Genomic DNA, 22,825 nt, shown 5'->3' with positions numbered 1-22,825 from the left:
ATCGAAATTTGGCAAAGGCTTCAAATCAATTCATAAAGATTCCATTTTGATTGATCTTATAGGATTTTTGGGCAGCGTTTCTGAATTGTCGGGCATACTTGGAAGGGTTCATTCCGAATACCTTTTTAAATTGCTGTCTGAAATAACCTATATCATTGAATCCAGCCATATATGCACTTTCACTGATATTACATTCGGTGTCGATCAATAACTGAGCAGCTTTACGCAATTTGATAAATCTGATAAATTCGTTCACCGATTTTCCAGAAACCAGTTTTACCTTTCTATAGAGCGCAGAATGACTCATGTCGAGTTCCTCCGCCAGGGTTTTTACGTTAAAATCCGGATCTTTTATATGCTGTTCTGTAATACGAATACAGGAATCCAGAAATTCCTTAAGATCATCAGAAATCTTATAATCATCGATCTTGAGTGTGATCTGATTGTAAAAATGACGATGCATATGATTCCTGCTTTTAAGCAGATTGCTTACTCTGGCTTTAAGTATTTCCTTATCAAATGGTTTTGTGATAAAGTCATCTGCCCCGCCTTCAATGCCTTTCAATTTCACTTCAGCTGAAGTACTAGAAGTCAGTAAAATTACTGGTATATGAGCAAGGTCGGGATCCTTTTTGATCCTTTCACATAACACAAGTCCGCTGTCGGAATCCCTCATAACAATGTCAGTGATAATGATATCGGGTAGCTCTTCATTGATGAGTTGGGATGCTTCTTCTGTACCTGAAGCCTCCTTCACCAGATAGTTTTCATAAAATACACTCTTTATATAACTACGAAGTTCTACATTATCATCGACGATCATTATAGTTTGTCTGTCTGTAATCATTTCACTTTTGGATTTCACGCCGGCACTATGAACTGATATGGTCTCTGCTTGGGTGGTACTGACGATCTTTTCTATGAAATCGGATGATATTGCGGTATTTTTCTGATCTATGGTAACATCGGATGAATCTTTAATGATCGGTAGTTCCAGAATGAATGTGGTTCCTTCTTCAGGAATACTTTTATAGGTAATAGATCCTTTGTGTTGTTCAGCAATCTTTTTGATAAGATGGAGTCCGATTCCAAATCCTTTTGGTTTACTATTTGTGTCTTTGACCTGATAGAAATTTTCAAAGATCTTTTCACCTTCCGATGGATCAATACCTTTGCCGGTATCTTTTACTTCTACGATTAATAAATCTGTTTCAGGCTTGATCTTTAGATGCAGTTCGATTTTGCCTTCATCTTCGGTATATTTAAAAGCATTGGATAATAAATTAAAAAGACACACTTCTATTTTTTCCCGATCCGCTTCAACTGAGAGTGCTTCAATTTTCGTGACAAAATCAAATTTTATCTTTTTGATACGTGCCTGTTGTAAGAAGCATGAAAAAACTTCTTTACTAAAGGAAACAATATCAAATTGAGAGCGTTTGAGGTCATTAGCATCCGAATTTCTGAAAATCAATAATTGATCCACGAGGCTTAATAATCTTCGGGCATTACGGTATATGATGATCAGTTCCTTAATATCTACATGACTGTCCTTACTGTTAAGGAAATCCTTCATCGGAGCAATGATCAGGGACAACGGCGTTCGGAATTCATGGGAGATATTGGTGAAAAAGGAAAGCTTTTTTTCATTGAGTTCTTTTTCCTTTTCCATTTCCATTTCCGTGATTTCAAGCCTGTGTTTCAAACGGTCTTGTCTTCTATGGTATTCGCTATATAACTTGATGGTAATTAATAGGATCAGAAGATAAAAGGTATAAGCCCACCAGGATCGATACCATGGGGGGAGAATGGATATTTTTGTAGTTACTTCATTCTGTGCCCAGGATCCGTCGGGTAATGATGATTTGATATGAAGAATGTAATTACCTTCTCGTAAATTGGAGTAGTTTGCATAGCGATAGGTATCGGTGTACTGCCATTTTTGATCCCATCCTTCCAGAAAGTACGCATATTTTATGGAAGAAGGATCGAAGAATTCCAGTGCTGCAAATTTAAAGGATAGATTTGCCTTGTTATAGGGTACTTTTAATTTTGTTACAGCACCTTCATCCGATGTTTCCATGACATAATCATGGATACTGTTTATGTTTTCAGAATCAATGGTAATATCGGTAATGTAAAGGGGAGGGGTAAAGCTGCTGGCTTCACAAATACTGTCAGGATTAAAGATATTGAAACCTTTGACACCTCCAAAAACAAGTTCACCACTCTTCAGTTTAAGAGCTGAGCGATAAAGAAATTGATTGCTTTGCAGCCCGTTTTCCTGATAGAAGTTTTCAAATGTCTTTTCTGCTTTGTTAAATCGGGAAAGTCCATTGAAAGTGCTTAACCAAAGGTAGCCTGAATTATCTTCAAGAATGCAGAGTGCCGAATTATTGCAAAGACCGTCTGAAGTAGAATATCGGGCTTTGATCTGTCCGGATTTCCTGTCGAATAATAAAAGTCCTCCACCTTCTGAGCCAATCCAAAATTTCCCGTCAACATCGGTGTAAACAGCTCTCACCGGTTTTCCTATTTCATAGAAAGTATGATTGTTATTCGTTCTGTCAATCCTGATCAATTGATGAGAATTTCCTGCCCAAAGAGTACCGGATTCATCTTCTTGAATAATGTTGAGGTCCGTCAACTGTTGGTCCAGAACCTTAAATTCATCCTTTTTTTTATCGAATTGATACAAGCGGCCATTACCATAGGTCGAAGCCCAAATATCTCCATTATGATCGATATAGAGTTGGTTTACATTTTTATTGATGATTCCTTCAAGTGGGTTCCTGCATTCATATTTGGTGAAAGTATTACTTTTTACATCAAAAGTGTTGATACCTCCTCCATAGGTTGAGATCCATATTTTTCCCGATTGATCTTTTTTGATGCCACTAACGATAGGATAGCTCAACCCTGCACCTTTCGGATCATCGGCTTTAAAATTTTGGAAATTATTACGTTTTCGATCCCAAATGCTAAACCCCCCGCCTTCTGTGCCGATCCATAATTTACTTTGTGCATCTTCATAGAAAGTAATAGGAAAATCATTGGTCAGACTATTAGCCTTATAAGGGATGTGGCTAACCGTTTGAAATTTATGTTTTCTATTGGTGATGAGTTTAACGCCCTCTTCTTTTGTGCCGATCCATTTTTGGTCTTTGTCATCTTCGATAATTGCGTAAACAAAATCATCTTTGAATCCAGAATCTGAAGTATATTCATTTTCAGGATCGATCTCTTCAGTCTGGAGATTCAAAATATCAAAACCTTTTCCCTGGGTACCGATCCATAATTCTTCATTTCTGGAGAGGAAGAGCGTTTCGATCACGTTTTGAGAAAGCTTACTGTTAGCGGTAGTGATTTTTTTCAGGATTTGATGATCAGAAAGGTCATATTTATACAGGCCATAGGAAGTCCCTATCCATAGTATATTATCTTTAAAAGCCATGGCAGCTATATAATGGTCAACTTTGATCTCGAATTTTATTTTATCTGTGATCGGATCATATTTAAAAAGATTATAACCGTCGCTTAACAGAATTTTTCCATCTGATGGATCTTTTGCGATACAGGAGATACTCAAATTTGCTGAATCAGGTATATTGGGAAGCTTATGTCTTTTCGCAATACTATCTCCGCTATTGAGAATCAGAAATCCGTTTCCTGAGGTGCCTATATATAATTTGCCCTTATTATCGCTGGCAACACTGAGTATGGGGACATCGATTTTTAGCTTGTTTCCGTTTTTATCGAAATAATAGACAGGTTCAAAAACAGCACGACTTTTATCCAGTTTACAGATTCCTTGCCCGGTACCTATCCAGAGGTTTTGGTGGACATCTTCAAGAATTTTGTAAATATAATTATGGGGGATGGAGGTTGAATCGGTTAATGAATTTCGGTATATCTTAAATTCATATCCATCAAATTTATTGAGTCCGTCATAGGTCCCAACCCAAATAAAACCATCATGATCCTGTATGATACTGCGTACGGAATTATGAGCGAGGCCTTTTGATATATCAAAGTTTAGAACTGATTTATTTTGGGCAAAGGCAGTATGCTGTATAATGAATAGTAAAATTAACAGCACTACTGAAGAGGGAAAGTTGGCTTTTAATTTTCCGTAGGTCATATTTCAACCTGAATTTGGTGTTTGGTTAGTCAATTGGTTCTGTCAGATCGAAAATATAAGCATAAGATTTCATATTTGAAGTATTATTAAAAAAATAAGTGTGAAATTATCATTTATTAATTTCTTTGTGAATTTACGTGAGTATATATAATTGATCGATAATTTCAAGCCGACACTATCCGTTAGTAGAGCTTTTGTCTGAATAGTTTACAGCGGGGGAGATGTAGCGGATAAGTGGTATTTGGTGAGTTGAAAATTGTAGGCTATTAGTTTTAGTTAAAGTGAGAAAAACAGCCTACAGTATCACTTCTAGCGTCACAATGTCACAATGTAACAAGTAACAATGTAACAATGTAACAAGTAACATTGTGACAGCACCTGTGAATCAGATAAGTGGTTTTACTCCGTTATTTCGGAAATATTCGATCTTATATTGGAACATTTCAGCCATTTTTCCAGCTCTCCATTTGGCTTCTTCCGCCTTCTCACCGATGAATTGTTCATCGACGGTTTGTTCGAAGAGCATCATCCATCGATCAAAGTGATCCTTAGATACCGGTAATTTTACATGGGGAGGGAAAGGAGAGCCCGAATAGGTGTGCTCTTGCAACAGAACGGTTTGCCAGAAAGTATACATCTTCGACAAGTGCTCGGGCCAGCGATCTCCGATCACTTTATTGAAAACAGGGCCGATCAATTCATCCTTTTGAACACGGCCATAAAAATTATCGACCAGGTTCTTGATATCTTCTAAACTAGCTATAGGTTGTTGCATGAGTGTTGCATTTAGGGCATTCTGCACTGCTTCCGGGAAGCGTTTTCAGAAATGCTTTCGGGGAGCAAAATTACTAAAATCAACTGGTTTTATGACCGATAGAATTGGTTACTTTCTTCAATGCGTTTTGCTTTTGCGATTCTTTGATTTGGAGCCTACTCTTGACATTGCACATCTGAATCCGATGTAATCGGTAGCGAGATATTGAGGATAATATCTTCTCTGCGCCGGGTCAAGCCAATAAGCGCGGTCGCGCCAGGATCCGCCTTTGAATACGCGAACCTCATTATTTATCAGGGTTGTGCGTTCGTTTGATTTATCGTATTCCAGAATAAGGTTGCCCAGAGAATCTGCTTTAACTTTATGTTGAGGTGCATTGTAGCGACCTTCTTCATTGTCTTCACTGAACTTATCATAATAGTTTCTGCTGGAGCTTTTGTCACCATCCCTGTAATCCCGGTTGTCGCTTCTCGTAAAATTTGGCCTGAGAAAAGTATCATTATCGTCGACAGGAACCATAGAAAGTTTACCAGGTAGATTCTTAGGGATCAGTTTCCCGTTAGGCAAGGTGTCGAAGGCGATGTTCTGTCTATTGATCATTTCAACCGAACCATCTTTATTGATGGCTGTTTTCATATAGACATTACCACGATAGTAATTAAAGTCATTGAATTCATCATCGACAATAGGTCTGTAGACATCAGCCACCCATTCAGCTACATTTCCGGCCATATTATAGAGTCCGAATGCATTGGGTTCATAGGTTTTTACCTTTACCGTTATATCACCTCCATCATCTGACCATCCGGCGATTCCGCCGTAATCTCCTTTTGCAAGTTTAAAATTGGCCCGTTGATCACCCCGGGTACGTCCTCGACCATATCGGGTATAGTTACTTTCCCATGGATATTTTTTTCTTCCCCGGTAGTTGTTGTATTCCCGGTTGCTGACCATGGCCTGTGCGGCATATTCCCATTCTGCTTCCGTTGGGAGTCTGTAATCAGGGAGAATGATTCCACTGGTTCTTTTGGCGAATACGTTCACCGAATCTCTTTTAAACTTTCCCTGAAGCGAATCGATTCTGCCGTCAAAAGTAGAGGAAGGACTCATCAGGTAGGTTTCTGTATTAAAAGCACCATCGACTTCTCTGCTGGTTACTGCATATTTAGTGTTCTTCGCCAGATATCCTTCACGTTCCAGGATATTCTCGTTTACCCGATCGGTTCGCCATTCACAGAATTGTACGGCCTGAAGCCAGTTCACTCCGACTACGGGATATTCGGCATAGGCCGGGTGACGCAGATAGTTATTCACTAAGACCTCATTGTTTTCAAGGGGATTTCTCCATACCAGTGTGTCGGGTAATGCCCCTGTATAAATGTTTCTGTAAGCCGGTTCCTCGGGGGGATACACGCTCTTTAACCAGCTCAGGTATTCGAGATACATAATGTTGGTGACCTCCGTTTCATCCATGTAGAAGGATTGTACGTGCATTTGGGTAGGTGTATTGTTCCAGTCGTGCATCACATCGTCCTGAACTTTACCTTTGATAAAAGTGCCCCCTTCGATAAATACCATACCTGGTGGGGTTTCCTGTTCCTTGTAGCGGGTATTGTATTGAAAACCACCATCTCTGTCATTGATCGTCCAGCCAGTGGCTTGGGATACATCTTTCGCCGACCTGAGTCTGTCGCATCCGGTAAGCATTAGTAGTACTATCAGTAAATTGCCAAAAGTTCTGATTGAAAAACACCTCATAAATCGAAATAAGCTCAAAGTTTATACACCGTGAAATATCAAAAAGCATTGCGGAGAAGACATAAGTATATGGAGGCAATATCAATAACGATAGGTTAGGAGTATTATTGCTTTAAAGTACTGTTTAACAAGTAATTAAAAGTATTAATTTAGTTAATTTTTTTTACTTTAACGATTCTTTGGAAGCTTGTAAATAACGATGACGAATATCGTAAGAGAAGACCTCGTTATCGTTGTATTTTCTGAATTAATTGCGATTTTAACACGGAGTAATTTTTCGTGATATGGATGGATAAAGCGGATGTAAACAGATTTAATCTTGAATAAAAAAGGAGCAGGGCTTTTGACGCCTGCTCCTTTTGACTAAACTAACAAATCAAAATATTATAATGGTTTTTGGGGTTCAAGAATTCCTTCAATGAGATCCGCATTCTTGTTTATTTCCTTCATTAAAACTTTGATATCCCCTGCGGTAATTGAATTTACCAATGCTTCATATTCTTTCGGCGATAGTATTTCCAGTCCATTCATGTCAAAGTCATAGATCGCATCGAGCCAAAAAGTATTTCCTTCTATTTCTTCGTTGTGTTTTTTGATAAGGTGATTTTTAATCTCATTCAATTGATCCTCATTCACTTTTGTTTCAAGTCTTTTGAATTCTGCATAAACGATACCTACCAGTTTTTCAGTCATTTCAGGATTACAATTAAATTTAACCTGTAAATAATATCTGTTTTCCGGAGTTGGGCGCATATAACCATAAGCACCCACACTATAACTTCCACCCTCTTTTTCTCTTATTTCCTCCATATATCTCTTCATAAGGAGTTGTCCGGCGACTTTCATCTTTAAATAATTCTTCTGAGTATAGTCCATTTGATCTTCCAGGAAAATCTGTACGGTAGTCTGAGGTGTTTCCATTTCCTCCTGCAGGTGTACTTCGGTCTTTCCCTTTGCAGGATTCAAGTTATGATTTCTGAATTTTTCCTTCTTACCTGTTGAAGGTATACTTCCGATATATTCTTTAAATAGATCCACTATTTGCTGCTCATCGATATCACCTACCATTAGGAATGTAAAGTCTCCTGGGTTATCGAATCGTTGGTGATAGATATTCTTAACATTCTGGATCGTTATCGTATTCAGAAGTGAATCATCGAAGATCAGGGTACGCTTATTTGAATCGGTCTTAGCCAGTCGTACGGCTTCATTGAACCGCGTGCTCTTATTTTTATATTTCGTTTTTACCCCCTGTTTCCAGCTTTTAATTTTTGCTTCAAAAGTGGTTTCGTCGAACCGGGGAGCTGTGAAGCTTAAGTAGAATCTTTTAAATAAAGTTTCGAGATCATTTTTAGCGGTACGTCCCATAATACCTTCATCGGTTTCATGCAGGTACATATAATAGCTTTGATTAACCCCTGCCAATTTCTTCGCTAGTGACATTTCATCGAAGTTTCCTACTCCGGATTCGGAGATCAATTGTGTGGTCATCCCGGAAGCACTTAACAGATCATTATCCAGCATCGATATACCTCCCGGACTATATACTTTAAATTGAATATTACTATTCGCGAATTCTGTAGGGTAGAGAATCAATCTGGCCCCATTTTCAAGTACAAAACCTTTGGCAGATACGCCGTCTATTTTAAAGGTTGAAGTTATTTGTCCTCCTTTGAGCGCTGATGTAATGAGTGGTTCATCCTTGAATTTGTCTTCAAATGGTTCGGGGCTACTGGTTTTAACCTTTTCGATTATATCAAGTACCTCTATTTTGGTGATATAGGTTTTATCGGTTGAGCCCGTTAATCCGAACATTTGATTTTTGTACTTGAATTTGTTATTGATGAACTTGAGAATCTCTTCATTGGTATAGTCGGACAAGCGTTTTAATACTTCTTTGCCAAACCATTCATAATTTGGGAAAGGGGTGCCTTCAAGCGCATATTCGTAAATTTTCTTAGCATACGATTTACTACTAATTTTATTCAGATTGTTCAGACTCATATCATAACTGCTAAGCCGTTTCTTCTTGGCTCTTTCCAATTCACCTGATGTAGCACCGAATTTGGCATATCTGGCGAGCTCAGTTAAGGCAAATTCAAATGCCTCTTTGGTTTGGTCTTTTTTCGGTGTAATCGTAAGACTCAGCGCATCCAAAGGTCTTACCTGATTTTCGAAATCCAGTTTTATCGAGTATGCCGGACTATCCTCTTCATTTAATAGTTCGGACATTCGGTTATTGAAAATACCGATTGCTAAACCGGAGATCGTCTTATTATTCAGATAATCTTCTAATGGGATATTTTCCTTAGCAGATTTTATATAATAGTGAATCGTTGGACTTCTTAATTCATCATCCAAAGATTCTATGAAAACAAGTTCTTCGTTTATAGGTGTATTGAAAACCGGTCGTTCCACTTTGTTCTCAGAAAGGGGAATAGAGGAAAAGGTATTGATTATTTTTTTTTCAATTTCGGCTGGATCGATATCACCAACTATAATAACAGATTGCTGATCCGGACGATACCATTTTTTATAATAATCTCTTAGTTCATCATATTTGAAATTATTGATGACCTCCATCGATCCGATCGGTAATCTTTTTTCGTAGATCGAACCTTTCACCAACCCTTCAGAAAAGATTATCTCACCGGCTCTTTGTAAGGGGGTGTTTCGCATTCGCCATTCTTCATTTACAACTCCTCTTTCCTTGTCGATCTCCTCGTCGAGCAGCAGCAGTGATCCAGACCAGTCATGAAGGATCAGTAACACAGAATCAATAAGCCTTTCGTTGGAAGTAGGTACATCATTAATGTTGTATACAGTGCGGTCAAAGGAGGTGAAAGCATTGATTTCTGAACCGAATTTGATCCCATATTTTTCGAGGTAGTTCAACATCCCTTTATCCCGAAAGTTCTCAGTTCCGTTGAATGCCATATGTTCCAGAAAATGTGCAAGGCCTCTTTGGTTATCATTTTCAAGAACAGAACCTACATTTTGAGCAAAATAAAAAGACACCCTGTTTTTTGGCTCCTGATTATGCTTGATAAAATAGGTCATACCATTTCTAAGTGCTCCAGTTGTTATTGTGGAATCTAATGCTAATGGATCAATTTGTGCATGGAGCGTTTTTCCAGTTATAAATAATATGCTCAGCAGCATCAAGTTCATCAGCATTCGTGAAATTCGGATTAAACGCATTACAATATATTTTTTAGTATTAAAATTTGTTTGGATATAGGCAGAGATAGAAGGTTGCCATGTTGGCAAGTTCCAATTGAGAACAGAAGGGAAGATGTATTCCCCTCCCTTCTGATTTTACTAATATGCTAACTCAATTAATTACTCTGCGGTATGAATATTTGAAGGCCAGTTGGCTCCGTCAGTTCGGGTAAGTCTCACAGTACCCCAATACCCGTATCCACTGGACCAGTTATTGGTGAATGCAATGTCTAGAGAAGCACCATCTATATTGGATATCACCCATGTGTCGTTTAGCGTGCTTTCAGATTCAACCAATCCGGTATCGAATTCATAATAGAGGGTCCCGGCTCTTCCTGAACTATGTCCAAAATGAATGTTGGATATCGTATAATTACTGGCATCTACTTGTTGAATAGTCATAATTCCAGTGGTTCCAATGACTATGGAAGGATCATAATAGGAGATTCCCCATCCCATATCGATCCATTCGTATGCAAAGTCCCCTGCCCAAACTGGTGGGGCAAAATCCTGAAATATGGTTGCAAATCCAAAGCGATTGTCTATGGATGAAGATTCTCTGGTGTCTATTACAGAACCATCTTTGGCATAGATCACCCATTTGATTTCAAAGATGTCGCCTTCTCTTGCTAATTGGGTATTGCGATTGTATTCAAATTTATTTTTAAATAGATCATATACAGTAGGAGCAGGAATAACAAGGTCAAATGAACGCTCATCATTAAAATCAGTTATAGTTTCGATTAAAAAGTTAGCCTTGTCGTAGGGTGCTTGCGCATTATACCCATCCTTTTCTTCAGCATTGATATAAAATTCAACTTTATCCAATTGCTTTGAAGTCAAAACAGACTCCAGTTTCATATGTAGGATTACCTCTTCATTTTTCCAATATTCATTATAGGTCAACAGGTCTCTTTCCCAAATGAATGCGTATTGTAACGAGTCAGCTGTTACCTTTAGCATTGTGTTTGCCTGCCATGGCATATCTTCTGATGTCGGGGCTTCGTTTACTGGGTCTTCAAATCCGTCATTATTACAGGCCTGAACCATAAAAGCCAAAACGCAAACGAATATTACTCTTTGAACATAAATTATAATTTTCATAGTGGGTCTTGTTTAAATTAAAGATTCGGATTTAATGATTTGATCTGCATCGATATCGGAACAACATAACCATCCGTATTTGGAGAAAGATTATAGGTTTGTCCGTAAACGATCCTTTGGAATGTCGGTACCTGATCTCCGTAAGCGATATAGCGTTTAAGATCCAGGAAGTTTTTACCGGTAGCAGCAAATTCCTTTCGCCTTTCGTCTTTTACAAGTGCTAGAATTTCATTGTTATCACTGAAGGATGAAGCAGAATAGGGTGTGAAATTCAATAGCCGTTTTTCCAAAAGGGTATTCAATCTATCAATGGCCCCATTGGCATCACTGTTGCGTATTTTAGCTTCAGCACTGATCAGGTAGAGATCCGGTACGGTAAGTCCGGTTTGAACCGTCCGTCTGTAACTGGCATAAACGGTATACGGACTTACAGATACTCCATTATAGGATTCATCACTTTGGAATAAAACATAACGCTGGTCGTTCTCCTGATCGAATATGTTTAACAATTCATCGCTATAAAAAATATTTATTTGTTGGTAATTATCGCGGTTTTCCCGATTCCAGACAACATTTTCAGTGGTTGTCGAGTAATCCAGATCTTCGAAGGGTAGTCCACTCCATGCATTGCCTTCCGTATTATTGGTAACTGAAGTCAGGTCATACAGGAAGTCATATAAATTCAATGCCCTGTCTGCATAAGTACCGGCGGTCACAAAATCACCTTTGGTTAATGCTACTAAAGATTGCAGCCCATATACTGAGGCAATCCCAGGTCTGAAATTAGCCTCTATATTTATAGCACTAGTGCCGGATAACAAGTTTTCTGCCAGTGCAAGATCCTTTTCGATCTGTGCATAAACTTCACCTACGGTGCTTCGGGATAATTGTGCGGTTAGATCCACTTCCAGAGGCATAGGAATACCCGGGGCATCCAGATTACCCGATTGGTAGGCAGTTCCATACTCAGTAACCAAAAGAAATAGCTCATAAGCTCTTTGAGCTAATGCTTCACCTTTCACCCGTGATCTGTCGGCTTCGGTACGGTTTCCGGTATCGGCCTTATCGATGTCCTGTAATATGGTGTTGAAAACCATAATGCTTTCATATCTGTAGTTCCAATCATAATCGACATAAGAATCATCGAAATAGGTGTTTTCACTCCAGATATATTGTCCCTGGATCAGGGCATTATAGCCTTCAAAATAACTGTCGGGAATCTGAATATCCGGATCCATGAAGGTCATATTCTGTCCGGTTTGGTTAGCGGCAAAAGCGAAATTTTCCAGAAGCATATCAAAATCCTCAATCGTTTCGGGAATGGTGGTTCCGGTAGGGTACACATCTAAAAACTCATCGGGATTACAAGCACCGAATACTGCCGTAATTATGATTAATATTAATATTTTGTATTTCATGGTTTTTAAGTGTTAAAATGTTGCTCTTACTCCAAAAGTGAAGGATCTGAGATTGGTATAATAGTTTGCATTAGTTAGGTCAACGCCGCCAACTGGTGAATATAACATTGCATCGGGGTCCAGACCCCGGTCATTCTCCGTCCAGATAAATGGATTTCTTGCCTGAAAGGTTAGTCTTAGATCACTAAAGAATGTAAGGTCAGTTACCGTTTTAGGAAGTGTGTATCCAAGAATGATATCTCTAACCCGAATGAATCCACCCGGTAGAATATTATCCTGAGAATATTGCCAGAAATGGTCGGCAGATGAACTGTAATTACTTCTTTCAGTTTCTCCATTGTATGGATTCACCCCATTGTAAGCTAATTTAGGGATACGAGTAGTCGCTTCATCCCCGGGTTGCATCCAACGATCTTTCCAAACATCAAACATATGTGTGTTCCGGGTATCGTAACCAATTCCGTAATTGTGATTGAAAACATTTCCGAATTTATAAACCAAATTGGCAGTAAGGTCAAACCCTTTGAATCTAAAAGTATTCGTTAAACCACCATACCATGGTGCGATTAAAACCCCTTGATTGATGAGCTCTTCTTCTGTAGCTCCGTCCTGCCAGCTTTTCGTAGTACCATCGTTATTGTGTAAAAGTACATTACCCGCATTGTCCAACCCTGCATAGTTATAACTCCACACATTATATAAAGGTTCTCCAACCTCGAATTTTCCATATCGAATAATGTCTCTCACCGATTGTTCTCCTATTTCAAGGTCGGTCACCTCATTTTTGTTGTAGCTTATATTCGCATTTACATTCCAGATAAAATCCTTACTCCTTACAATATCAGCATTCAGCGTTACCTCGATCCCTTTGTTGGTCATAGAGGCATAGTTTACCTCTGCACTGTTGAAACCATTCGTTGGATCCAGAGCTCTGTTTCCCAGAAGATCGGTACTGTTCTTAATGTAATATTCAATGGATCCTCCAACTCTGTTATTGAACAGATTAAAATCAAGGCCATAATTGGTTACTCTGGTTGATTCCCACCTTAGCTGTGGGTTTGGCGGACTTGTAAGATCCAGATAGCTGTAGCTTCTCCCGTAGGCATATAAATACGGGGCAGCCTGTGCATAGGGAGAGGAACTTTCACTGGCATTACCATTAATACCTATTGTAGCTCTAAATCTCAATCGATTCACCCAGGAAACATTGAAGAAATCTTCATTGTTCAGATTCCAGGCAACTCCGGCAGACCATAAGGGTTTATAACGGTATTTCGGATCGCTTCCAAACAGGTTCTTTTGATCGATTCGGAAACTTCCGTTAAGGCTGTATTTTTTATTGAATTCATAGGCGGCATTTCCATACCAGGACATTTCTCTTACATCGGAATTGGCATTGGTGAAGGCATTCCCCTCATAATATCTGAAACCTCTCCAGTCACGGTATTCACGACCTTGCAAGGCTGCTTCATCTACAGGAACATGTATTCTGGTTTGTTTGTCGTATCCATATTTTCTGTCTTTGATACCTTCACTGGTTCTTCGTGTTATATCAGTACCTGCAAATAATGTTATTGCATGTTTACCAAAGGTTTTATCGAAGTTTAGTGTATTTCGAAAATACCAGGCATCAAAGGTGTTTCGCCGGTACAAATATCTTGTGCCTAAAGGAAGCTGATAAACTCCGTCTACATATAATTTTCCAATTCGATCACGCTGATCATAATGATCCATACTTTGGAATTCATCGGTTTCACTAAATCCTTTTTCATATTGAAAGTTGGATCTGAAATCAAGACCATCTATCAAAGTGGCTTTTAATCCAAATCTGGAACGAATGTTAACCCCCTGACTACTATTATCGTTCGCCCGTATCTGGTCTAATTCATTGTAATACTGAGAGATTCCAGTAATATCACTTCTTTCCTGTGTGGCCCAACGATGGTAATACGGAGAGTATTGTATGGTGTTACCATATTCATCAACCAGGGAATTATAGGCATCTTCTGCAAGGATCGCTCTGTAATCAGTACCGTTGTAGGTTGCATTGGTTAACGTAGCAATTAAAGCAGCATTAAATTCCAGTTTATCACTAAAATGATACGTATCGTTAATGTTGAAAATTATTCTGTTATCTGCGTTTCCGATAGCAGCTTCCTTATTTAAGTTATAAACCAGAGAAGCATAAGTGGTATTTTTTTCACTACCCGTTGATAAGGAAATGTTATAGGTAGCGTTAGTAGCATTTCTCAGTAGGTATTTTTGCCAATCTTCTTCCGCACTACGTGTACGTAAGGAATTGATATAATCATCAAATTGAGATTGTGTCCATACATCACCGTTGGGTGCCATCCCTAATTTATAGACCATCGCTTCATTGACAAGACTGAATGAGTTCGAATTAGTCAGATATGTACGGAATGTGCTTTCATTGTACCAATTCTTTTCCAGAATCTCAAGTTCCATATCAATTTGATCACTGGTACTTAAGAGTCCTATGTCGCTGTAATCAATTTTTTCAGTGATACTGGTAAAAGCAGAAGCGCGAATCGTTAATTTTTGATCCTTATTACCTTTTTTGGTGGTGATTACAATGACACCGTTACTGGCTCGTACTCCCCAAATCGAAGCAGCGGAAGCATCTTTTAAGATGTTGATCGATTTAACATCCTCCGGGTTGATCGCTTGAAGTGAGTTGTCTGCAATAGGGAAACCATCTACAACGATTAAAGGTTGGTTACTTAAATTGATCGAGCTACCGCCACGAATAGTTACGGCCCCTTCTGAGTCAATATTTAAGCCTGCAACGGTACCTTCTATACGCTCAATAATATTCCCGGTTGCCGGTCTCATTTGAATTTGCTCCTCATTTACCTGAGAAAAAGAACCGACCGCCCTTTCTTTAGCCAGCGTTTGATAACCGGTAACCACCACTTCATCAAGTTCATTGATGTCTTCTATAAGGCTGATGTTCAGATTTCTTAGATCTTGAATATTGGTCAGGTCAATTTTTTGAGTTTTGAATCCGATATAGTTAACAATGATTTCTTTAGTATCAACCGGGACATTCATTTCAAATATTCCTTCAAAATCAGAAGTAACCCCATAGATACCATCCATAGTCATGATCGTGACTCCAGTTAGCGGGATACCTTCTGAATCCGTGATCTTGCCGGATACTTTTTTGAAGTTTTGATTAATGGATTCCAAATGATTCTTCTTCGATTCTGTATTGTTTCTCTTCAGAATGATTTGCGACTCGTGAACATTGTATGTTATATCAGTATTCCAGAACATGCGTTCAAGAATTGTTTGAATCTTCTCTTTTTGAACATTCAGGTTGATCCTTCGTTCCAGATCTATTTCATCAGATTTATAAAAAAATTTAAATTCAGTAGTTAATTCAATCTCATCGATGATCTTGCTGATCTCAGTATTGGTAAAATCCAGTGTAAGCCTGGTTTTTTGTGCATATCCTTCATTTGCCTGTAAGCCAAACATGGCACATAATAAAAACATAAAGAAGAGCTTCATCTTTAAATCAAAATTGGGTAAAGGAATTATTCGCACATAATTCGTAAAATTATTTTTCATACTTTTAATGCATCGTAATTTAGTGGTTAATTTTTTATAATCACTTTAAAATCACCGGATTGTATTCGCACTACTTTCCGGTTTTTTTGTATTATGTTCTTTGTTGAGGTAATATTTTTTAGGTCATAGAAGAATAGGTTTTTAGTTAGTTAATATGAATGGTGTTGTCTTTTATTTCATAGTTCAGACCGTGAACTTCGTTAAAGAAAGAGAGAACATCTTCGATGGATTCATCCCCTAAATTTCCACTGAAAGGTTGATTTTCTAAATCTTTATTGTTATTGACGATCTGAACATTATATTTCCTTTCGAGCTTTTTTATAATCTGGCTGAAGGGCATATCTCTGTAGATAAATCTACCATCGATCCAGGCAGTATATAATTGAGTGTTGACTTTGGTAAGTTCGATTTTTGAAGCCGGGGTCAATTTATTGGCTGTTGCCATCATAGCAGGTGAAAGCAATACCTCATTGGAATATTCCGGGTTGAAGAATTTCACCGAACCTTCGACCAGAACAACTTTTGTTTCCAGTTCATCATTATAATTCATAACATTAAACTGAGTACCCAATACTTCAACTTTATAGTTGCCTGTATTCACTAGAAATGGATGTTCCGGATCCTTGCTCACTTCGAAATAGCCTTCACCATCGAGATAGACGTTGCGATTTCGTTCCTTCAAAAAATGTACAGGATAGCGTAAGGAACTACCTGAGTTTAAATGAACCTTAGTGCCATCTGACAATTGTAATTCAAAGGTCTTACCATAAGGAACATTCAAAGTGTTGAAGACTAATTCTTCATATTCTGAACTGGAATTGTAGGTGATTTGATTAGTATGTTGATTTCCGATAACGTTACCATGTTTATCGGCAATTGATTGAGAGTCTTGAAGATCGATCTCTTTTATAGTGCCGTCTTCCATCTCCAAGGTGATCGCTTTATGCTCTATCTGAAGAATTTCATCACTTCTGAAACTTGTTTTTAATAGCATAAGGCCACTAGCCAGCATGAGTATAAGTATAGCTGCATATTTAAGATAGGATCTCCATTTCGGCCTTAGATCTTCAGTGATTTGAAGATCAGTTCTAATCGATTTCAGTACATCATCAGGATCGAGTACTTTTAACATTTGGAGCGCCTCTTCGATCAGTTGATCATCGACGATATCTTTTATGAGCTCCTTCTCATCTTCGGATAGATTCATCTTCTCTATGGATGAGATATCTCCGGTTTCTCCGATATGTTCGAGTACCTCTTTTATGATAATTGTTCTACTCATTTAGAATCGATTGTTTCTTATAGGTTAGGAAAAGGTTAAAACAGGGTGACAATTTTTAAATAAAATTTATTCTTTTATCAAAAACTATAGTTATTTAGCTTTATAAACTGCTACTTTTAGCGATATTAGACCGTCGTTATCAAAATTAGATTTCTATTTTTGACTGGAATTAATAGCTTATGACAACGATTTCTGAACTTCAACAATTTGAAAAGGTGTTTCGTGAAAATTACACATTTTTATGTTTAAAGGCTTTTCAGGTGACTAAAGATCAGGATGTAGCAAAGGATATTGTTCAGGATTTTTTCACTTCGTTCTGGAAGAACAGAGAGCATACCCTAATATCGACTTCTTTCCAGGCCTATGCAGCAAAGGCAGTCAAAAATTTAAGTATTCAATATCTTGAGAAGCTCAAGAAGAAAATATCGATCGATAATAGTGTGATTCCGGATAACGGAGAAGAAGTTGAATTCTCTGAAAATGACTCCAATCCAAAAGTTCTTAAATTAAATGAACTTTTGAATAAACTGCCTGAATCCAGAAGAAACATCTTTATAGCCTATGTCGTGGAAGGACTTACCTATAGTCAGATTGCGGAAGTTGAAGGTATTTCAGTCAATACAGTTAAGACGCAGATGAAGCGGGCTTATTCATTTCTAAGGGAGCAGGCCGGTAAAGATATACTTGCAATTATGTTGCTGTCAATACTTCTTTCTAAATAGCGTTTCCGAAAAAATATACCGAATTGATCTTGCCTTTCAGTATAAATGTAAATTGTGGGAGGGAACACCATCTTTAATTTGCAATTTATTTAATTCATATTTTTATAAACAACTTAATTGCAGCCGATGAAACCCTTTGTGAAATATGATTCTGTAGTACGTAAGATATGGGGAAAGAGTGACACGGTTCTCTTCATTTTCGCAGGTGGGGCCGCAGAGTTTGCCCTGAACAAGGCGGTTGACTGGCTGTATTTTACAGGGAAATTACCCGCTGATCCCTTAGGACGGCTTTTCTCTACAGTAAGTTATGCCAGAAAAATTGTATTTGCTCCTGAGGAGGAGGCGAATAGGGCAATCGGTCGTATGCGGGATATCCATCGATCCGTCGAGGCAAATCGTGGAGATGTTATTCCCGATTGGGCTTATCGGGATGTTTTGTTCATGCTTATCTACTATTCAATAGCGGCCTTTGAATTGCTGGAGAGAAAACTAAACCCAGAAGAAAAAGAGGAAGTTTACAACGTCTTTTACCGGGTTGGACTGGGAATGGGACTCAGGGAGTTACCGGAAAATTATGCATCCTGGTTATCAGTTCGTAAACAGCATCTCGCGAATGATCTCGCGTATAGTGAATATACAGATGATCTTTTTCTGCAGTATAAAAAACACCTGGGAAATTTTCGCTACCGGTTATTGATCGAAGGACAAAAACTAGTGGTGCCTGAAAAGGTTGCTATATTACTCAGATTCAAATCGTATTCCATGCTTATCCCCGCCGTACCGGTTTATAAACTATGTAAGTACCTGAAAATGGACAAACCGATTAAAAGCGTACTGCTTCCTTCAGATTATAAAGCACAGATAAATGAATTGGATATTCCCACCGGAAAGATTTTATAGCCTGAAATTTCTGGAGTCAACATGCGGGTCGAACCCCTTCTTTTCACGGAATTCATTTAAATTTGTGCCTACTCTGATATAGGAAGTGATTATCGTTTAAATATGGAGCAACCGAATACAAATTACGAAAAGGAAGTTCGAATTGTTGACTTTGAGCAACAGTATAAAAAAGCATATCGTGACCTGAATGTTGCGTGGATCTCTCAATACTTTGAAATGGAGCCTTCCGATTTTAAAGCATTGGACTCCCCTGAAGCCTATATTCTGGAGAAGGGTGGCCGCATTTTGGTAGCTTTGATAAATGATGAGCCTGTAGGGGTTTGTGCCCTTATCAGGCAGGAGGAAGGACCTTTCGATTTTGAAATGGCAAAGATGGCAGTGGCACCCGAGGCCAGAGGCAAACATATTGGCTGGAGGTTAGGAAAGAAGATTATCGAGACCGCAAAGGCTATGGGGGGTAAGGTATTGTACCTGGAGAGTAATACTATTCTTGAACCGGCTATTAAATTATATCGCAAACTCGGATTTGAGGAAGTAACGGGCTATGAAACACCCTATAAACGCTGTAATATTCAGATGCAGTACGATCTGACAAAACAGGTTTGATACCTATATCCTGAGGTCACCGAGAATTTTACCTTTCCCGGGTGTAGGAATGCATAAAACCATCAACCAGGTCATCAGTTAATGTGAGGGTATCTTTATTCAATGCATAGATCAATTGATTTCCATTCTCAAATATTAGCATAGGCACCTCTTTTTGATATATGCCTGAGGTTCTGACTTCAAGGGTGTATGGGGTTGTATTGGTCTTTTCGCCATTTACAAAATAGGTGATGTTTTCGCTCGTGATTTCTAATTTTTGGATATTATCGGTAGATTCAGGTGTTTGGTCTAGCCCGGCAATTCCACCGGTAGTTCTTGTCCAGATCCATGTACCGTTGAGTTGCGGTGAATCATCAGTAGTAGAACAAGCCAGGATTCCTGCAAAGGCGAATACGATTAATAAGTGTCGAATCATTTCTAAGCTTTAAAGTTAAGATGCGGAAAAAATTACTGGGTTGCGTTACGGTATCAGCTTTTGTAATTCTTCGGGAAATTGTTGCTGTATTTCTCAACTCCCTAATAAAATACCGGCACCTGCTGCCAGGATGATCATGAAAATGGGATTTACTTTTTTGATCATAAACTGGAGAATAAAAATTGCGGCAAAGATTACCAGTGCTTTCCAGTGAATGACTGAATAGTCATTCTTGAAGAAAGTAGTATGAGCGATCTGTATTCCAGCGTACGCTATAAGTCCTATTGTAGCAGGGTTGAGCCCTTTGAATATAGCGATCTTGGCAGGATGGTGTTTTACCTTAATCAGGAATCGTGACATGAACAGCATGATGATAACAGAAGGAGCAGCCAGTGAAAATGTGGCTATAATCCCACCGATCACCCCTGCGACATGGTTTCCCACATAGGTTGAAGAATTCATGGCTATGGCACCGGGAGTCATTTGGGCCAGTGAGAGTACATTGAAGAATTCATGGCGTGTCATCCATCCATGTTTCTCAAATTCAGTGATAAAAAGCGGAACCATCGCAAGTCCGCCTCCAAAACTAAAAAGTCCGATCTTAAAGAAAACCAGAAATAATTTCCAGAGATTACTAAGCATGGTTATGAGCTTTTTTTATGATTATTGAAAAGATTACCCCAGATCAAAATCCCCAGTGCACCTCCGATAATAATGATCATGATTGGGTTGAGTCCAAACATCAGTCCGGTGACTGATAGCAATAAGATCGCATAGAAGATCGCTTTACCATTCGCAGATCGTATCATTAGATAGACTGATTTGCAGATCATAGCAACGAGACAGGCTCTAATACCGATAAAGGCATTTTGGATGTACGGAGTATCGAAGTGATCTCCGGCTGTATAGAAGATGATTGTTATAACCAGAAGAGAAGGGAAGATTACGCCTAAAGAGGCTACGATTCCTCCCAGCACTTTTCCTTTTGTATTTCCGATATGTGTCGCTGCATTGATAGCGATTGTTCCGGGCGTCATTTGGGAGAAAGAAATGATCTCGACGAGATCATCATTATCGATCCATTTTCGTCTTTCTATAAGTTCTTTTTCCAAAAGGGGGATCATTGCATATCCTCCTCCAAACATAAAAAAACCCATTTTGATAAAAGAGATAAAAAGTTGCAGGTGGATATTGGATGTTTGCTTATCCGTAAGAGACTGCTTCATATGTCCATGACTTTGGAGTAAAATTACAGAATGTCAGTAAATACCAACTACTAATAAATCAATAATAAGTAATGGGAATTAGTGGACTGTTTTCTGTAAACTGATAACTGTAAGTCAAAAATAGGAGAAATAAAAAAGCCGAAGGGACTACCATCGGCTTGCATCGTACCGAGAATGGGAGTCGAACCCACACGCCCTAATGGACACATGGCCCTCAACCATGCCTGTCTACCAATTCCAGCATCTCGGTGTGACATCGATCAGGTTGTGATCGAGTGACATAAAAATTCAGTATAGCAAAAAGCATAACTCAGTGACCCGACTGGGGCTCGAACCCAGGACCCCAACATTAAAAGTGTTGTGCTCTACCAACTGAGCTATCGAGTCGAAAAAAATAATAGCACGAGGCTATTATAAGGAAGATTAGTGACCCGACTGGGGCTCGAACCCAGGACCCCAACATTAAAAGTGTTGTGCTCTACCAACTGAGCTATCGAGTCAAAAATTAGCGCTTTTCAGTGCTTGCCCATCTTCCCGTAGGCGGGTGCAAATATAAAACCATTTATTTATATTTCAAGCGGTTTTTAATATAAATTTGTCTTTTTTTTGTGGCGGATTTATAAATGAATGAAAATTAATAATTTGAACCCCTAACTATGGTAATTTTGATAGGCTATATGGGCAGTGGGAAATCAACTGTCGGTAAAATTCTAGCATCTGAAATGAAGATCGAATTCATGGATTTCGATGATTATATCGAAAAAAGTGAAGGAATGAGTATTCCGGAGATCTTTAGTTCTAAGGGAGAAATTTACTTCAGAAAGATAGAAAGTTCATGTCTTCAAACCTTATTGCAGGAATCTCCCGATGCTGTGATCTCCCTCGGAGGTGGAACTCCGTGTTTTGGTAATAATATGGACAACATCCTGGAAGCTTCCGATAACGTATTTTATTTGAAGGCAGGAATAGAATTTCTGGTGGAACGTTTATTACCTGAAAAATCACACAGACCGCTGATCAGTGCCATCGATGACCAAGACCTGTCTGATTTTATAAGAAAACATTTATTTGAAAGGAATTTCTACTATATGCGTTCACCGAATGTTATAACCACCGATAGAAAATCACCGGCAGCGATCGCCGGAGAGATCGCTGCATTAATTTAGGTACACGGCATCGTCGGTACCGTTCAGATCCACGGTCACATGCTCCTGAATCGATGTGGATAATGAAATACCTTTGAAATCGGCCTTTACCGGATAACGTTTATGGTTTCTGTCTACAAATACCACGGTCTTGAATTTTCTAAGTGGCACCGCAAGAAAGTGCTTAACGCCATAGATAAGGGTACCCCCGGAATTTAAGACGTCATCTACAAGGATCAGACATTTGTTGGTGTATTCTTCGGGCTTTAACGAAGTCTCGGCAGGATGCTGCAGGTTTTCTTTATCGATCCGGATCTCACATAAAACGGTTTTAATATCGGAGATCTCATTAAAAACTTTTTCAATCTTTTTCGCGAGTTCCATTCCTCCACTCGGAATCCCGGCGAGAATGATCTCTTCTTCATCTACAAAGGTTTCATAGATCTGATAGGCGATTCTTCTGATCTTATGCTGGATCTCATCATGCCCCAGTATTTTATTGCCTGCAACTTCCATG

General features: G+C 38.8%; 16 protein-coding genes and 3 tRNA genes. 4 read left to right on the top strand and 15 right to left on the bottom strand.

Annotated features, from left to right (window positions below; all coding sequences use genetic code 11):
• Positions 1-25: 25 nt before the first annotated feature.
• The 8 genes from DMZ48_RS16305 to DMZ48_RS16270 all read right to left on the bottom strand — a co-directional run bounded on the left by DMZ48_RS16305 (position 26) and on the right by DMZ48_RS16270 (position 17,294).
• Positions 26-4,141: a hybrid sensor histidine kinase/response regulator transcription factor gene (locus tag DMZ48_RS16305; RefSeq protein ID WP_143956239.1), complete on the bottom strand. Its 4,116-nt coding sequence runs from the start codon at positions 4,139-4,141 to the stop codon at positions 26-28.
• 385 nt (positions 4,142-4,526) lie between these two features.
• Positions 4,527-4,916 carry a group III truncated hemoglobin gene (locus DMZ48_RS16300; RefSeq protein ID WP_143956238.1) on the bottom strand — a complete coding sequence of 130 codons (390 nt, stop codon included), beginning with the start codon at positions 4,914-4,916 and terminating at the stop codon, positions 4,527-4,529.
• A 117-nt stretch (positions 4,917-5,033) separates the two neighbouring features.
• Positions 5,034-6,674 (bottom strand): gliding motility lipoprotein GldJ, encoded by a 1,641-nt coding sequence (gene gldJ / locus DMZ48_RS16295; RefSeq protein ID WP_143956237.1) that lies wholly within the window; start codon positions 6,672-6,674, stop codon positions 5,034-5,036.
• A 384-nt stretch (positions 6,675-7,058) separates the two neighbouring features.
• A complete protein-coding gene (locus DMZ48_RS16290; RefSeq protein WP_143956236.1) occupies positions 7,059-9,875 on the bottom strand; it encodes a M16 family metallopeptidase in 2,817 nt (938 codons plus the stop codon).
• A gap of 141 nt (positions 9,876-10,016) precedes the next feature.
• Positions 10,017-11,000 (bottom strand): hypothetical protein, encoded by a 984-nt coding sequence (locus tag DMZ48_RS16285; RefSeq protein ID WP_143956235.1) that lies wholly within the window; start codon positions 10,998-11,000, stop codon positions 10,017-10,019.
• 17 nt (positions 11,001-11,017) lie between these two features.
• Entirely contained in the window at positions 11,018-12,418 is a 1,401-nt protein-coding gene (locus DMZ48_RS16280; protein WP_143956234.1) for a RagB/SusD family nutrient uptake outer membrane protein, read from the bottom strand.
• Positions 12,419-12,430: 12 nt separating this feature from the next.
• Positions 12,431-15,952 carry a SusC/RagA family TonB-linked outer membrane protein gene (locus DMZ48_RS16275; RefSeq protein WP_162558746.1) on the bottom strand — a complete coding sequence of 1,174 codons (3,522 nt, stop codon included), beginning with the start codon at positions 15,950-15,952 and terminating at the stop codon, positions 12,431-12,433.
• Between the two features lie 205 nt (positions 15,953-16,157).
• Positions 16,158-17,294: a FecR family protein gene (locus DMZ48_RS16270; RefSeq protein WP_143956232.1), complete on the bottom strand. Its 1,137-nt coding sequence runs from the start codon at positions 17,292-17,294 to the stop codon at positions 16,158-16,160.
• A gap of 179 nt (positions 17,295-17,473) precedes the next feature.
• On the opposite strand from DMZ48_RS16270, the gene DMZ48_RS16265 reads away from it, so the two are divergent.
• The 3 genes from DMZ48_RS16265 (at position 17,474) to DMZ48_RS16255 (ending at position 19,522) form a co-directional block, all read left to right on the top strand.
• Positions 17,474-18,016 (top strand): RNA polymerase sigma-70 factor, encoded by a 543-nt coding sequence (locus DMZ48_RS16265; protein WP_143956231.1) that lies wholly within the window; start codon positions 17,474-17,476, stop codon positions 18,014-18,016.
• Between the two features lie 126 nt (positions 18,017-18,142).
• Entirely contained in the window at positions 18,143-18,916 is a 774-nt protein-coding gene (locus DMZ48_RS16260) for an oxygenase MpaB family protein (protein ID WP_143956230.1), read from the top strand.
• A gap of 102 nt (positions 18,917-19,018) precedes the next feature.
• Positions 19,019-19,522 carry a GNAT family N-acetyltransferase gene (locus DMZ48_RS16255; RefSeq protein ID WP_143956229.1) on the top strand — a complete coding sequence of 168 codons (504 nt, stop codon included), beginning with the start codon at positions 19,019-19,021 and terminating at the stop codon, positions 19,520-19,522.
• A gap of 28 nt (positions 19,523-19,550) precedes the next feature.
• Here the strand turns inward: DMZ48_RS16255 and DMZ48_RS16250 are convergent, their stop codons facing one another.
• The 6 genes from DMZ48_RS16250 to DMZ48_RS16225 form a co-directional block, all read right to left on the bottom strand.
• Positions 19,551-19,937, bottom strand: coding sequence for a hypothetical protein (locus tag DMZ48_RS16250; RefSeq protein ID WP_143956228.1), 387 nt, complete (start codon positions 19,935-19,937; stop codon positions 19,551-19,553).
• Positions 19,938-20,030: 93 nt separating this feature from the next.
• A complete protein-coding gene (locus DMZ48_RS16245; RefSeq protein WP_143956227.1) occupies positions 20,031-20,579 on the bottom strand; it encodes a chromate transporter in 549 nt (182 codons plus the stop codon).
• 2 nt (positions 20,580-20,581) lie between these two features.
• The gene (locus tag DMZ48_RS16240) at positions 20,582-21,163 is read right to left on the bottom strand and encodes a chromate transporter (protein WP_143956226.1); all 582 of its coding nucleotides are present in this window, start codon (positions 21,161-21,163) and stop codon (positions 20,582-20,584) included.
• Positions 21,164-21,329: 166 nt separating this feature from the next.
• A tRNA-Leu gene (locus DMZ48_RS16235) sits at positions 21,330-21,413 on the bottom strand.
• Positions 21,414-21,477: 64 nt separating this feature from the next.
• A tRNA-Lys gene (locus tag DMZ48_RS16230) sits at positions 21,478-21,550 on the bottom strand.
• Between the two features lie 40 nt (positions 21,551-21,590).
• A tRNA-Lys gene (locus tag DMZ48_RS16225) sits at positions 21,591-21,663 on the bottom strand.
• 156 nt (positions 21,664-21,819) lie between these two features.
• Here DMZ48_RS16225 and DMZ48_RS16220 point away from each other — a divergent pair.
• Positions 21,820-22,329 carry a shikimate kinase gene (locus DMZ48_RS16220; protein WP_143956225.1) on the top strand — a complete coding sequence of 170 codons (510 nt, stop codon included), beginning with the start codon at positions 21,820-21,822 and terminating at the stop codon, positions 22,327-22,329.
• Here the strand turns inward: DMZ48_RS16220 and DMZ48_RS16215 are convergent.
• The gene (locus tag DMZ48_RS16215) at positions 22,321-22,824 is read right to left on the bottom strand and encodes a phosphoribosyltransferase family protein (RefSeq protein ID WP_143956224.1); all 504 of its coding nucleotides are present in this window, start codon (positions 22,822-22,824) and stop codon (positions 22,321-22,323) included. The two genes, DMZ48_RS16220 and DMZ48_RS16215, sit on opposite strands and share 9 nt — an antisense overlap.
• Between the last annotated feature and the right edge of the window lies 1 nt (position 22,825).

The sequence above is a fragment of the Robertkochia solimangrovi genome (assembly GCF_007279655.1).
Classification (GTDB): Bacteria; Bacteroidota; Bacteroidia; order Flavobacteriales; family Flavobacteriaceae; genus Robertkochia; species Robertkochia solimangrovi.
This window is presented reverse-complemented; position numbering and strand designations above follow the sequence as displayed.

What these genes read in the sequence shown, in the direction of transcription:
- DMZ48_RS16245 (WP_143956227.1), bottom strand. Translation starts at nt 20,579, where the DNA reads ATGCTTAGTAATCTCTGGAAATTATTTCTGGTTTTCTTTAAGATCGGA.
- DMZ48_RS16270 (WP_143956232.1), bottom strand. Translation starts at nt 17,294, where the DNA reads ATGAGTAGAACAATTATCATAAAAGAGGTACTCGAACATATCGGAGAA.
- DMZ48_RS16240 (WP_143956226.1), bottom strand. Translation starts at nt 21,163, where the DNA reads ATGAAGCAGTCTCTTACGGATAAGCAAACATCCAATATCCACCTGCAA.
- DMZ48_RS16265 (WP_143956231.1), top strand. Translation starts at nt 17,474, where the DNA reads ATGACAACGATTTCTGAACTTCAACAATTTGAAAAGGTGTTTCGTGAA.
- DMZ48_RS16220 (WP_143956225.1), top strand. Translation starts at nt 21,820, where the DNA reads ATGGTAATTTTGATAGGCTATATGGGCAGTGGGAAATCAACTGTCGGT.
- DMZ48_RS16280 (WP_143956234.1), bottom strand. Translation starts at nt 12,418, where the DNA reads ATGAAATACAAAATATTAATATTAATCATAATTACGGCAGTATTCGGT.
- DMZ48_RS16260 (WP_143956230.1), top strand. Translation starts at nt 18,143, where the DNA reads ATGAAACCCTTTGTGAAATATGATTCTGTAGTACGTAAGATATGGGGA.
- gldJ (WP_143956237.1), bottom strand. Translation starts at nt 6,674, where the DNA reads ATGAGGTGTTTTTCAATCAGAACTTTTGGCAATTTACTGATAGTACTA.
- DMZ48_RS16275 (WP_162558746.1), bottom strand. Translation starts at nt 15,952, where the DNA reads ATGAAGCTCTTCTTTATGTTTTTATTATGTGCCATGTTTGGCTTACAG.
- DMZ48_RS16300 (WP_143956238.1), bottom strand. Translation starts at nt 4,916, where the DNA reads ATGCAACAACCTATAGCTAGTTTAGAAGATATCAAGAACCTGGTCGAT.
- DMZ48_RS16255 (WP_143956229.1), top strand. Translation starts at nt 19,019, where the DNA reads ATGGAGCAACCGAATACAAATTACGAAAAGGAAGTTCGAATTGTTGAC.
- DMZ48_RS16305 (WP_143956239.1), bottom strand. Translation starts at nt 4,141, where the DNA reads ATGACCTACGGAAAATTAAAAGCCAACTTTCCCTCTTCAGTAGTGCTG.
- DMZ48_RS16285 (WP_143956235.1), bottom strand. Translation starts at nt 11,000, where the DNA reads ATGAAAATTATAATTTATGTTCAAAGAGTAATATTCGTTTGCGTTTTG.
- DMZ48_RS16290 (WP_143956236.1), bottom strand. Translation starts at nt 9,875, where the DNA reads ATGCGTTTAATCCGAATTTCACGAATGCTGATGAACTTGATGCTGCTG.
- DMZ48_RS16215 (WP_143956224.1), bottom strand. Translation starts at nt 22,824, where the DNA reads ATGGAAGTTGCAGGCAATAAAATACTGGGGCATGATGAGATCCAGCAT.
- DMZ48_RS16250 (WP_143956228.1), bottom strand. Translation starts at nt 19,937, where the DNA reads ATGATTCGACACTTATTAATCGTATTCGCCTTTGCAGGAATCCTGGCT.